This is a genomic window from Streptomyces sp. NBC_00887 (genome assembly GCF_045207585.1).
The window spans coordinates 9,246,471-9,259,441 of sequence record NZ_CP108788.1; the positions used below are offsets into that span (position 1 = coordinate 9,246,471).

Below are 12,971 nucleotides of genomic sequence, written 5' to 3' on the forward strand. Positions count from 1 at the left end.
TTGATCATGCAGGGGGTGCCTCGGGTGCCTCGGGTGCCTCGAGCCCGGCGGTGAACCGGGTCACGGCCGCGGCCAGGGCCGCCCGCCGAGCCGCTCGATGCCGGTGTTGAACCGCTTGAGGTAAGCGGCGAAGGCGGCGATGTCCTGCTCCGGCCAGTCGGCCATGACCCGTCGCAGCGAGCGGACCGTGCGCTCGCGTTCCTCGTCGAGCAGGCGGGCGCCCTCGTCGGTGATGCGGAACTTGCGGGCCATGCCGCCCGCGGGGTCGGGGATGCGCTCGGCCAGTCCGGTGTGCATCACGGCGGCGGTCTGCCGGTTGAGGGTGGAGGCGTCGAGCCCGAAGGCGTCGCTCAGTTCGCCGATCGACATCGGCCCCTGGACGCGGAGGCGGCTGAGCAGGATGTAGGCGCTTCGCTCCAGCCCGCCGTCCTTGGCGCGCCCGTCTCTGTGCTGCAGGAGTCCGTGGCGGCTGAGCAGCATCTGCTCGTACTCGACCTCGTACGTCGGCCTGCTCATGTGTGCGCCGCCTCCTGCACGTCCGCCTGGCCGGCACGTTGCAGTTCGCGGTGGCCGGGGCTCAAGTGTCGCACGATCATGTGCATCGCACACATGACATGCTCGATACATTGGATGTGTACGATGCATATTGCACCCGACAGGAATACGAGGAATCCCTTCATGGAAGCCCCCCAGCCCCCGGCCCGCGCAGGCGCCGTGGTCGCCACGCTGGCTTTCGCCGGCACCACGGCAGCCATCATGCAGACGCTGGTCACGCCCTTGATCGGGGAGCTGCCCCGGATCCTGCACACCTCGTCCGCGAACAGTGCCTGGGTGATCACGGTCACCCTGCTGGTGGCGGCCGTGTGCGTGCCCGTCACCGGACGGCTCGGTGACCTGCTGGGCAAGCGCAGGTTGCTCCTCGCGTGTTCCGTGCCCCTCATCGTGGGTTCGGTGGTGTGTGCGCTCGCGTCCTCCGTCGTCCCCATGATCGTCGGGCGCGGTCTGCAGGGCATGGGTATGGGCATGGTGCCCCTCGGCATCGCCCTGCTGCGTGACGTGGTCCCGGCGGAGAAGCTGAGCTCCTCCATCGCGCTGGTCAGCGCCTCGATGGGCATCGGCGGCGGTCTCGGCCTGCCGATCTCCGCGGCGGTCGCCCAGTACACGAGCTGGCGGGTGCTCTTCTGGGGTTCGGCCGTGCTCGCCGTGACGATCGCCGCACTGATCTGGTTCATGATCCCGGACATCCCGGCGGGCGCCAAGGGCCAGCGTTTCGACGCACCCGGTGCGATCGGTCTCGGTGTGGGCCTGGTCTGCCTCCTGCTCGCCGTCTCCAAGGGCGCCGAGTGGGGCTGGGGCTCGACCGAGACGCTCGGCCTGTTCACCGCCGCCGTCGTGGTCCTGCTGGCCTGGGGCTTCTGGGAGACCCGTACCCGGGATCCGCTGGTCGACCTGCGCACCACGGCCCGCCCCCGGGTCCTGCTCACCAACCTCGCATCGGTGTTCATCGGGTTCGGCATGTACGCCAGCATGCTGATCATTCCGCAGCTGCTGCAGTTCCCCGACGCGACCGGTTACGGCCTGGGCCAGTCGATGCTCGCCGCGGGCCTGTGGATGGCGCCCGGCGGCATCATGATGATGCTCGTCTCGCCGTTCGGCGGAAAGCTCACCGACGCCCGGGGCCCGAAGTTCACCCTGATCTGCGGTTCACTCGTCATCGCCGCGGGCTACGGCCTGTCGCTGGTCCTGATGGGTTCCGCCTGGGGTCTGATGCTCGTCTGCCTGGTCATCAACGGCGGTGTGGGCCTCGCCTACGGTTCGATGCCCGCGCTGATCATGAGCTCGGTGCCGCTCTCCGAGACCGCCGCCGCGAACGGCTTCAACACGCTCATGCGATCCCTCGGAACCTCGATCGGTGCCGCGGTGGTCGGCGTGGTCCTGTCCCAGATGAACATCACCATGGGCGGCTTCAGCCTCACCTCGGAGGACGGCTTCCGCGCCGGCCTGGTCATCGGAGGCGGCGTAGCCCTGGTGGCTGCTCTGATCGCGGCGGTCATCCCGGCGGCCCGCGCCGCCGGGATCGCCGGCGAGAAGGCCGACGGGACCGTCGTCGAGGAGCAGGCCACGGTGAAGGCCTGACACTCGTGCCTCCGCGCCGGGTCACCGACCCGGCGCGGAGGCACGCTGCGGCCGCCGGGGTCCCCGGCGACGGGTGACGACCGCGGAGTTCCACCGATCAGGTCCGGGTCGGCGGACGCCACACGGCGAAGTCGCTGATCCGGAAGTGACTGGTGACCGTACGGAAGGCGAAGTGTCCACTCGTGTACGCCTCCGGGTCGTGGTGGTCGAAGACCAGTCGCCCGTTGTTCCACCACCGGACCGTCGAACCGTCGGAGACGATCCTGACCCGGTTGGGCTCGTTGGCCGTCAGCAGCGGCTGCGTGTAGTCGTACAGCAGCGGCCGGTTGTCCGGATCCCCTACGTAACGCCGTAGCCGTGTGGTGGTGTTGCCGTTCGCGCCGTAGCCGACGTAGTACGTCCTCAGGTAGTTGTACTCGTCGAGCCGGCCCTCCCTCACGGTGGCGAAGAGGTCGTGCGGGGAGCGGGCGTCCGTGGCGTTCCAGAAGTTGTTGAGGTCCGACACCCGGTCGTTCGGACCGCCCCGTGAGACCGGCGTCGCCGTGTACTCGAGCTCGTACCGGCCCTTCAGTCTCTTCCCGAACCAGACGGTGGCGCCGCTGGGCACGTCGATGTCCAGGACTCCGTCCTCGGCCGTCACCGAGCCGCCGTCCTGGAGCTCGGAGCGCCACTGCCCCGTTCCGGAGCGGAAGGCGTCACCGGCGATGCGGGTCCATGCGCGGTCGGCGCCGGTGTCCGTACGGATGGCGGGCTTGCGCGGGTTCCTGGAGTCGAAACCGAGGTAGTAGTCGGTGAAGGTCGACTGGAGGTAGCCGCGCACCGTCCAGCCGAGCCGGTACTCGGGGTTGTGGGCGAGCGTGTAGAGCCGGGTGCGGGTGGGCTCGGTGGTGGTGTAGAGACGAAGTGCGCGGTGGTCCTCGGTCTCGGCGACGATCTCCTCGCGCCAGTCGCCCAGGATGTCTCCGTAGAAGGGCGTCGCGTTGCGGGCCCCCGCCACGACACCGGACGGATCGAAGATCCGCTCCGACGTCTCGGACCTCGGGTTCCACTTCTCGACGTGGGTGCTGTCGAGGAGTTCGGCCCCCTTGTCCCCGTCCCACCAGATACGGAAGTTGACGCTGGGGGTGGTCGTGGAGACCTTGCCGTCCCGGACGTTGCGCACGCCCGCGCCGGGCGCGGTCACGTCGGCCGTGGACGTCCAGAACTCGAGGCCCCGGTGGCGGGGGTCGATATCGGCGGCGGTACCACGGCCCACATCGAGGTCCGCCTCGCCGGCCGGATCTTCCGGGTGGACGCCGGTGGTCAGGCGCTCGCCGGTCCCGGCGTCGTAGTAGTACCAGGGGAACGCGGACACCACGCCGAGCTCGGACTGCTGGATCGCGAACCCTTCGAGTCCGGGGCGGTCCGGGTCCAGGTCCGCGATGTGGAAGCGGTCCCCGTGACCCGCTCCCTCGACGACGTAGCGCAGGGAACCGTCGCTGTCGACCACGTAGTTGCCGTCGGCGATCTCGTCCTTGCCGTCCTGGTCGACATCGACGACCCGGATCTGGTGGAAGCTCGTCGCGCGGCTCTCCGCGGTGGCCACGTACTTCCAGCGGCTGCTCAGCTCGCGGCCGTCGAAGTCCCAGGTCTGGAAGAGGGTACGGAAGGTACCGCGCTTGGCACCGACTCGGGTGACCAGCTTGGTCACCAGGCTGGGGTGCACCCCGTCCAGGTGGGCGACGCCGAAGTGGCCTCCGGAGGGGCCGTCCGCGACGAAGTCCTCCGGAACGGGCTGCCGGGTGCGTTCGGTTCCGCTCTCCCCGTCGATGACAGAGATGAACTGCTGGGCGGGTGAGTCGGCCTCGACCTTCGCGCCGTCGGCGAACGTGGTGCCGTCCGCCGTGTGGACGAGGACCTCCGCCCTGCCGTCGCTGTCGAGGTCGTAGACGGTGACGTTGTCGTCGTTGCGGAAGCCGCCGATGGCCGTCGACCCGCTGATCGCGGCGGGCGCGGGGTCGTTGGCGCCGTTGCCCGCGACCTGGGTGAACGAGCCGGGGCCCTGGTCGACGCGCCACAGCCGACGGCCCAGGAGGGAGTACGCCTCCAGCAGATCGGGCTTGTCCCGGGTGCCGGAGAGGCGGCTGACGACCAGCTCGTAGCGGCCGTCGCCGTCGAGGTCGCCCGGCCAGGCGTGCTGCACCGTGTAGCCGTCGGCATCGGTCAGCGGGATCTCGGCGTAGCCCTCGTCGAAGGAGAGTGCGGGGGCGCCGGCCTGCTGCTCCCTGCTGCCCACGATCGCGCGCACGGTGTACGTACCGCCGCCCGTGCTGTTGTCCTGGTACGTGGTCGACTCGGTGACGGGCCTGCGGTTGAGGCGCTTGCCGTCCCTGTAGACGTTGAACGAGATGTCGGATCCGTACTCGGTGCCGAGCAGGCGCCAGCTGAGGAAGGTCCCCTTCCCCGACGGGACGGCCACGAGTCCCCGGTCGAGGTCCTCCAGGATGCGGCGGGGCTGCGGGGAGCCGCTGTGGCCGGATGCCGTCGCGGCCGGGGCCGACAGGAGTCCGGCGAGGACCGCTGCGGCGCTCGCCGCGGCGATTCTTCGGTATCCGGAACGGATGGCATGCATGACGATCGGTACTCCTCGATGCAGGGGCGCAGGGTGCGGAAGGGCAGCTGCGGAAGGCAGTAAGCGCTTCACACGATGCGGGCCGCCGAGTCCCGTGTCGATCTTTTCCGGTGACGTGCCACACGACCGCAACGACGCGCTAACAAAGGCGCGGGGACGCGGGGGCGCGGACTGCGGATGAGCAACGGCGGGCGCACACTGAAGAAGGAGACGCGTCGGGCGGCGGCGTGCCCGTCCGTCCCCGATGCCGTCCGGAGAGATATGACCAGCCCGGCCGATGACCCGTACGTGCGGGTGCGCGGCGCCCGCGAACACAACCTGCGGGACGTCGACGTGGACATCCCGCGGGACGCCCTGGCCGTATTCACCGGGGTCTCGGGGTCGGGCAAGTCGTCGCTGGCGTTCGGCACGATCTACGCGGAGGCGCAGCGACGCTACTTCGAGTCGGTCGCCCCGTACGCCCGCCGGCTGATCCATCAGGTGGGCGTGCCCGCGGTCGACGACGTCATCGGGCTGCCACCGGCCGTCGCACTGGAACAGCGACGGGGTTCGGCGTCGTCCCGCTCCTCCGTCGGCACCGTGACGACGTTGTCGAACACGCTGCGGATGCTCTTCTCCCGCGCGGGCACCTATCCCCCCGGAGCCGAGCCGGTGGACTCCGACGCCTTCTCCCCGAACACGGCAGCCGGCGCCTGCCCGGAGTGCCACGGCCTGGGCAAGGTGCACCGCACCACCGAAGAACTCCTGGTCCCGGACCCGTCGCTGAGCATCGCGGAGGGTGCCGTCGCCGCGTGGCCCGGGGCCTGGCACGGCAAGAACCTGCGGGACGTCACACGGACCCTCGGATACGACATCGACCAGCCCTGGAGGGAGCTGCCGCACCAGCAGCGGGAGTGGATCCTGTTCACGGACGAGCAGCCGGTCGTGACCGTGGACCCGGTGCGGGAGGCGGGCCGGATCCAGCGCTCGTACCAGGGCACCTTCCAGAGCGCCCGGCGCTATGTGATGCACACGTTCGCCGACTCCAAGAGCCAGACGCTGCGCGCCCGGGCCGAACGGTATCTGGAGAGCTCGGCCTGTCCGTCCTGCGCCGGCAGCAGGCTCCGCCCGGAGTCCCTGGCCGTCACCTTCGCGGGGTGGACGATCGCCCGGCTCAACGCGATGCCGCTCGCCGCCCTGGCCGAAGTGCTGCGGCCCGTCGCCCGGGGCGAGGGCGGTGGATTCCCCGCCGGTCCCCGGCAACAGGTCGCCGAGACGCTCTGCACGGACCTCGTCGACCGCATCGCGGTGATCACCGAACTGGGCCTGGGCTATCTGAGCCTGGACCGCACGACGCCGTCGCTCTCGCCCGGGGAGTTGCAACGGCTGCGCCTCGCAACGCAGTTGAGGTCGGGCCTGTTCGGCGTGGTGTACGTCCTGGACGAGCCGTCGGCGGGGCTGCACCCGGCCGACACCGAGGCCCTGCTGACGGTGCTGGTGCGGCTGAAGGAGGCAGGCAACTCGGTGTACGTCGTCGAGCACGACATGGACGTGGCCCGCAGGGCGGACTGGATCGTCGACGTCGGGCCGCACGCGGGCGAGCTGGGCGGCCGGGTCCTGTACAGCGGCCCGGTGGACGGTCTGGCATCCGTCGCCGAGTCGGCGACCCGCCGGTTCCTGTTCGCCTCGGGTCCCGACCCCGCGGCAGGGCGTACCCCGCGGGAGCCGTCGCTCTGGCTTCGCCTGCGGGGCATCAACCGGCACAACCTGCGCGACCTCGATGTGGACCTGCCCCTGGGGGTGTTCGCGGCCGTCACCGGCGTCTCGGGGTCGGGAAAGTCGACCCTGATCGCACAGGTGCTCGCCGGGGCCCTCGCCGAGCATCTGGGCACGGAAGACCCGTCGGACAACGCCGGCGAGGCGAGTGACGCACGCGACGCGGCGGAGGGGGAGACCGGGTCCGGCGCGGGCTTCGTGGCCAAGGGGATGGAGGCGGTGAACCGTCTGGTGCAGGTGGACCAGAAGCCCATCGGCCGTACACCGCGCTCCAACCTGGCGACCTACACAGGCCTGTTCGACTCCGTGCGCAAGCTCTTCGCAGCCACCGACGACGCGAGGCAGCGCGGCTACAACGCGGGCCGCTTCTCCTTCAACGTCGCCGGCGGCCGGTGCGAGACCTGCCAGGGCGAGGGAATGGTGGCCGTGGAGCTGCTCTTCCTGCCCGGCACCTACGCGCCCTGCCCGCAATGCCGTGGAGCCCGCTACAACGAGGAGACCCTGCAGGTCCGTTACCGGGGCCACGACGTCGCGGAGGTACTGGGCATGACTGTGGACGCGGCCGCGGAGTTCTTCGCCGACGTCCCGCAGGCGGCGCGGAGCCTTCGCACCCTGCGCGAGGTGGGCCTGGGCTATCTGCGGCTCGGGCAGCCCGCCACCGAGCTGTCGGGCGGCGAGGCGCAGCGCATCAAGCTCGCCTCGGAGCTCCAGCGGAGCCGTGTCGGACACACCGTGTACGTACTCGACGAGCCGACAACAGGGCTGCATCCGGCCGATGTCGACCTGCTCATGCGGCAGCTGCACGGGCTCGTCGACGCGGGCCACTCGGTGTTCGTGGTCGAGCACGAGATGGGAGTGGTGGCCGGAGCCGACTGGATCGTGGACCTGGGGCCCGGAGGCGGCGACGCGGGAGGCCGGGTGGTCGCCTCCGGACGGCCGGCCGACGTGGCCCGGGCGTCCGGGAGCCGGACGGCGGACTACCTGGCACGCCGGTTCAACGGCTGAGCCGGCGCGAGGTCCTGTCGGCAGGGTGGACGTGTCCGGACCGCGCCGTCCGAGGGCAGGGAAGTGCCGTCACCGTCCGGTGCCGTGGCCGAACCGCACCCCCTCCCACGGCACTTCCTCCGGGGACGACTCCGCGCGGCGTCAGCCGGCCGGGCGCCGTGCGGCCCGCCGGATCTCGGGCCGGGTGTCCTCGATCCGCGCGAGCCACACCAGCAGCTCCTGACGCAGTGCGTCGGCGACGGCCGGGTGGGAGTCGAGCCCGGCCCCGCCCGGGTTCCGTGGGCACCGGTCGTGTCCCAGCGCTGCTGGTCGGTGAGACCACGATCACCTGCGGTCCCACCCCGGCGGGCGGCGCCATGGCGCCGCCCGCCGGGGTGGGCACGTCGCCGTGCGGGGCGGACACGCTCACGCGCCGGCCTTCTGCGCCACCGAGGACTCCGAGGCGCCGGAGGCGATGCCGAAGGCGGGGTCGGGCACCTCTTCAGGGCTGATGAGGGTGGACGAGCGGCCGTCGACACCGACCGGGACGTCGCCGTCGATGGTGACGCGGCGGAGCTTGCGCACGTGGGTGTCGGAGTCGTCCACGCCGTAGTGCTGTGTGGCCCGGTTGTCCCAGATGGCGACGTCACCGGTCTGCCACTGCCAGCGCACGGTGTTCTCAGGCCGCTCGACGTGCGACTGGAACAGGTCGAGCAGGGCGCGGGAGTCCCGGCCGGTCAGCCCGCTGATGCGCTGGACGAAGTTGCCGAGGAGCAGGACGCGCTCGCCGGTCTCGGGGTGGACACGCACCACCGGGTGCTCGGTGAGGAACTTGGTGGACGTGAACACCTCGCGGTACTGCGCGAGTGCCTCGGGCAGGGCGTTGGGGCGCAGCGCCGCGTAGTCGTAGTCGTTGGAGTGGACCGCGCGCAGACTGTCCGCGAGCACGCGAAGGGGCTCCGGCAACTCGGCATAGGCGGCAGCGGTGTTGGACCACAGGGTGTTGCCGCCGTACGGAGGGGTGACGACGGCGCGCAGGATCGAGAACGCCGGGTAGGCGGGCACGAACGTGACGTCGGTGTGCCACTGGTTCGCCCGGCCGCCGTGATCGGAGTCGATGCCGAGCGAGTAGCGGCCGTCGGCGGAGGGAACGGTGGGGTGGGCGACCGGGGTGCCGAGCAGTTGGCCGAACGCCTCGTGGCTGTCCTCGTCCAGGTGGTCCTGGCCGCGGAAGAAGACGACCTTGTTGGCCAGCAGAGCGGCCCGGACCGCGGCGACGGTCGTGGGATCGAGGTCGCCGCCGAGGCGCACCCCGGAGATGACTGCGCCGAGACGGCCGCCGATCTTCCGGACGGTGACGGTGGAGGCGGGGGCAATGGTTGTCGACGGCATGGATGGGTTCCTTTCGGAGACCAAGATCATTCAATTGATTGATCCTGGAGCGGAAGTAATTGGGTCGAGCGAGGTGCCCTGCGCCGGACGCGATGCGGTACGGGTGCCGCGGAGGGCAGGGGAGCGGGATCGCCGGAGGTGCGGGGCCGGAGCCGGCAGGTCAGACGGCGGTACAGCGACCCGGACACGTCTGGGGCGCTGTGGCGCGGCCGGCGTGCGCGGACCGCGCGGCGGGAACGGCCGTCGCGAACATGTCTCGGAGACTTCCAGCGGCCCGCGGCGTACGTCAAGCACACTTCCACGCCCCGGACGGTGCGCGGCAGTGGTTGAATCGGCGCCTGCGTGAGGCCGGAGCCCTGTCCGGCGACGCGTCGTCAAACAGCTTCTGAGCAGCAGTTATCCCTGCCGCTCTGGATGTACCGCGCACCCTGGTGGGGTGAGGGGCGAAGGCCCCGGCGCGATTTCACGCCGCCGTAACGTTGCGACCGCCCCCGGTCGCAGGACCGGAGGAACTCCCCATGGCAGCCGTCCCTCACATCGCCCGGACGACCGGCGACGGCCGGCGCGAGGCCAACGCCGCCACGGTCCTGCGCACCGTGCTCGATCATGGACCTGTCGCCCGCAGGATGATTGCCGAACTCTCCGGTCTCAGCCCCGCCGCCGTCTCACGTCAGTGCACCGATCTGGTCCGACTCGGCCTCGTGAGGGAACTTCCCGAACTCGTCGAGAGCATCGGTGTGGGCAGACCGCAGATCCCGGTCGACCTGCATGCCGGGGAGACCGACGGGCCGGTGGCCGGTGGTGTCCACATCGGCGTGCCCGGATCGACGTTCGGCCTGCTGGATCTGCGCGGCCGGTTACTGGCCCGCAGCACGCTCCCGCACGACGGCATCGCCCCCGGGGATCTGCCGCACCGCATCCTCGGTGCGCTGCGCACCTTTCTCGCCGACGCCGACCGGGGCCGTCGTCTGCTGGGGGTCGGCGCAGCCCTCGGCGGATGGGTGGATCCAGGTCCGGGGACGGCCGTCCGGCACGACGCGCTGGGCTGGCACCAGCGCCCGCTCGCTGCCGAACTGGCCCGTGGACTGGGCGGAATGGAGGTTCGGATCGACAACCACGCCCGAGCCATCGCGCAGTCCGAGATCCTCTTCGGCCGGCCCGCGGCGCGCCGCAGCCTGGTCCACCTCTTCATCGGCAACGTGGTCGACGCCGCCCTCGGTATCGCCGGGGTCGTCCACCAGGGGCCGGGGTCAGGCGCGGGGGACGTGGCACACCTGCCGGTACCGGATTCCACGGCCGTCTGCCCCTGCGGGCGGTCCGGCTGTCTGGAGGCGACGGCGTCCAACACCGCCGTCGCGCTGACTGCCGTGCGGCGCGGGATCGTGTCCGAACCCGATGTGTACCTCGTCGTGGACGCGGCCGCGGCGGGGGACCGGCGCGCGGACCGGCTGCTGCGCGAGCGGGCCCGGTCGGTCGGTCGTGCGACGGCGCTCCTGCTCGACATCCTCAACCCCGATCTGGTCGTGGTCACCGAGCACTCCAGTCTGCTCAATCCCGACTACCTCGAGGAGATACGGGGCGCGGCGATCGATCTGTCCCACGTCTGCCGGGATCCCGAACGGATCGTCAGTCCCCATTCCGGGACGGCGGTCCTTCCCGTCGCCGCAGGCACCATCTTGCTCAACCCGCTGTTCAAGAGCCCTTTGGCGACCGTCGACAGGTAGTCGTACCCAGGGAGCGGGAGGTGCCGGACGGCTTTCAGGAGAGTGGCCAGTTGCGCAGCGCGGCGTCTGCCATCGTCTGGAGTTCCGCGCGGTCGACTCCGCTCGCGGCTTGCACAGCGATGCCGAAGGCCAGGGTGGTGACGTAGCGGGCCAGGAGTGCTGGATCTGCCTGCGGCGGCAGGTCGCCGTCGTCGACGGCTTGTTGGAACCGCTGCCGCAGGCGGGAGCATCCGTTGTTCCGCCAGGCGGCGAGGAGGTCCCGGACTGCCTGCCCGGAGTCACTGGTGGCCAGGGCGCTCTGGACGCCCATGCATCCGTGGGGCCGGGCCGGGCCTGTGGTGGTCCGGATGGTGCCGGTCAGAATCGCGGTGGCCGTCGCCAGGGCCGTCGGTTCTTCCAGGGCGCGGTCCAAGTACGCGCTGGGGCCTTCGGAGTAGCGCTCCAACGCCTTGCGGAACAAGTTCTCCTTGTTGCCGAAAGCCGCGTACATGCTGGTGGTGGAGATGCCCATCGCGTCCGTGAGGGTGGCCAGGCTGGCGCCTTCGTAGCCGTGCTCCCAGAAGACCAGCATGGCGTGCTCAAGAGCCTCATCGGCGTCGAACCCCCGTGGCCGGCCGGCGGAGCGGTTCTGTTTGATGTCCACGCTCCGCACAGTACCACTTCCGCATCGATCGATGCGGAAGTGGTGTACGTTCGAGTTCTGCATCGATCGATGCGGAATGTAGGGGAGGCTATCGCTGTGGGACTGCTGGAGGGAAAGACCGCTCTCGTCACCGGGGGCAGCACCGGCATCGGCTTGGCAAGCGCCGTGAGGCTGGCGGCCGAGGGAGCGCATGTGTTCATCACCGGCCGGCGCAGGACGGAACTCGACGCGGCCGTCGAAACGATCGGCTCGGCGACCGCCGTGGTCGGCGACATCGCGGACCTGGCCGATCTGGACCGGCTCTACGAGGCGGTCCGGGACCGTGGACAAGGTCTGGACGTCCTGTTCGCGAACGCCTCCGTCGCCGCGTTCGTGCCGCTGGAGCAGATCACCGAGAAGCACTTCGACACCCATTTCGGGATCAACGTCCGGGGCACGCTGTTCACCGTCCAGAAGGCGCTGCCTCTGCTCAACGACGGCGCCTCGGTGATCCTGAACGGTTCCACCAACGCGGACGTCGGTGCGGAGGCGTTCGGCGTGTACGCGGCCTCCAAGGCCGCCATCCGGTCCTTCGCCCGGACCTGGGCCAACGAACTCAAGGGCCGAGGCGTCCGGGTCAACGCCGTTTCGCCCGGCCCGACCGACACTCCTGGCCTGTCGGGACTCGTTCCCGGTCCCGAGCAGGCCGGCCTGCGGCAGCACCTGGCGGCGCACGTTCCGCTGGGCCGGCTCGGGCGCCCGGAGGAGATCGCCGCGGCCGTGGCCTTCCTCGCTTCCGAGCAGAGCAGCTTCATCACCGGTTCGAACTTGTACGTCGACGGCGGAATGAACCAGATCTGATCGGCGGCCGGAAGAGTCCGGCACGGCCGTCGGTCAGTGCGTCCCGGCGTCCTGGCCAACGGCCTCCGGCGTGCACCCGGAAGGCGGAGCCCCGCCCGGCAGTCCACGGACCGCGAGCAACGCCACGCCGCCGCCCCCCACGGCCCAGCCTCCCCACCACACACAGGGACGAGAGATCATGACAGTCATCGGCATCATCGGCGCGGGCGAAGTCGGCAGCCAGATCGCACGTGCGGCGATCGTGAACGGCTACGACGTCGTCATCGCCAATTCACGAGGCCCCGAGACCTTGAAGGACCTCATCGACGAGCTCGGTCCGTCAGCGGCCGCCGCAACTGCCGCCGGCGCCGCCGCCGCCGGAGAGTTCGCTGTCGTGGCGGTCCCCCTCAAGGTGATCAACGACATGCCCGTGCACCAACTGGCGGGCAAGATCGTGCTGGACACGAACAACTACATGACCTGGCGCGACGGCCATATCCCGGCCATCGACTCGGGAGAGAAGACCGTGCACGAGCTCCGCCAGGAGCACCTGCCGGAATCCAAGGTCGTCAAGGCCTTCACCCACATCCAAGCCCCCCGCATCACCACAGCGGGCAGGACGGCAGGCACCCCCGGCCGGCTTGCGCTGTCGGCCTCCAGCGACCACCCCGAAGCCGTGGAGCTCGTGACGCGCCTGTACGACCGGTTCGGGTTCGACACCGTCGACAACAGCCCCCTCAGCGAGTCATGGCGCAGCGGCCCCGGCCAACCCGCATGGCTCGCACACGAGCACCAGGCCCGCGACGAACTCATCGCCAACCTCGCCGAGGCACGACGAACCGTCTGAGCCGAGCCCCGCCCGAAGGCGGTTGCCGCCACCGACGCGGTCCGCCGGATCGTTCCCGGC

At 70.5% G+C, this 12,971-nt stretch carries 8 protein-coding genes and 2 pseudogenes; 5 read left to right on the top strand and 5 right to left on the bottom strand.

The genetic code is table 11. From position 1 onward, the window contains the following. Positions 1 to 60 precede the first annotated feature (60 nt). The gene (locus OG844_RS42105; RefSeq protein ID WP_406388021.1) at positions 61 to 516 is read right to left on the bottom strand and encodes a MarR family winged helix-turn-helix transcriptional regulator; all 456 of its coding nucleotides are present in this window, start codon (positions 514 to 516) and stop codon (positions 61 to 63) included. A 162-nt stretch (positions 517 to 678) separates the two neighbouring features. Here OG844_RS42105 and OG844_RS42110 point away from each other — a divergent pair, with 162 nt between their 5' ends. Further along, positions 679 to 2,136: an MFS transporter gene (locus tag OG844_RS42110; RefSeq protein WP_406388019.1), complete on the top strand. Its 1,458-nt coding sequence runs from the start codon at positions 679 to 681 to the stop codon at positions 2,134 to 2,136. A gap of 97 nt (positions 2,137 to 2,233) precedes the next feature. On the opposite strand, the pseudogene OG844_RS42115 reads toward OG844_RS42110, so the two are convergent. After that, positions 2,234 to 2,842: pseudogene (locus tag OG844_RS42115) on the bottom strand (DUF6250 domain-containing protein); the annotation flags it as partial. 54 nt (positions 2,843 to 2,896) lie between these two features. Then, a pseudogene (locus OG844_RS42120) lies at positions 2,897 to 4,747 on the bottom strand (hypothetical protein); the annotation flags it as partial. Positions 4,748 to 5,008: 261 nt separating this feature from the next. Here OG844_RS42120 and uvrA point away from each other — a divergent pair. Then, on the top strand, positions 5,009 to 7,507 hold the full coding sequence (uvrA, locus tag OG844_RS42125; protein ID WP_406388018.1) for an excinuclease ABC subunit UvrA: 2,499 nt from the start codon (positions 5,009 to 5,011) through the stop codon (positions 7,505 to 7,507). Positions 7,508 to 7,912: 405 nt separating this feature from the next. On the opposite strand, the gene OG844_RS42130 is transcribed toward uvrA, so the two are convergent. After that, positions 7,913 to 8,878 carry a TauD/TfdA dioxygenase family protein gene (locus tag OG844_RS42130; RefSeq protein WP_406388017.1) on the bottom strand — a complete coding sequence of 322 codons (966 nt, stop codon included), beginning with the start codon at positions 8,876 to 8,878 and terminating at the stop codon, positions 7,913 to 7,915. A 518-nt stretch (positions 8,879 to 9,396) separates the two neighbouring features. Between OG844_RS42130 and OG844_RS42135 the strand changes: the two genes are divergently transcribed. Beyond that, positions 9,397 to 10,602 carry an ROK family protein gene (locus tag OG844_RS42135; protein WP_406388015.1) on the top strand — a complete coding sequence of 402 codons (1,206 nt, stop codon included), beginning with the start codon at positions 9,397 to 9,399 and terminating at the stop codon, positions 10,600 to 10,602. Positions 10,603 to 10,636: 34 nt separating this feature from the next. Here the strand turns inward: OG844_RS42135 and OG844_RS42140 are convergent, their stop codons facing one another. After that, positions 10,637 to 11,245 (bottom strand): TetR/AcrR family transcriptional regulator, encoded by a 609-nt coding sequence (locus OG844_RS42140; protein ID WP_406388014.1) that lies wholly within the window; start codon positions 11,243 to 11,245, stop codon positions 10,637 to 10,639. A 96-nt stretch (positions 11,246 to 11,341) separates the two neighbouring features. Here OG844_RS42140 and OG844_RS42145 point away from each other — a divergent pair, with 96 nt between their 5' ends. Together OG844_RS42145 and OG844_RS42150 are read left to right on the top strand one after the other, a co-directional pair. Continuing rightward, entirely contained in the window at positions 11,342 to 12,085 is a 744-nt protein-coding gene (locus OG844_RS42145) for an SDR family NAD(P)-dependent oxidoreductase (protein ID WP_406388013.1), read from the top strand. A gap of 178 nt (positions 12,086 to 12,263) precedes the next feature. Further along, positions 12,264 to 12,911, top strand: a complete 648-nt coding sequence (locus OG844_RS42150) for an NADPH-dependent F420 reductase (protein ID WP_406388012.1) — start codon at positions 12,264 to 12,266, stop codon at positions 12,909 to 12,911. Positions 12,912 to 12,971: the final 60 nt, after the last annotated feature.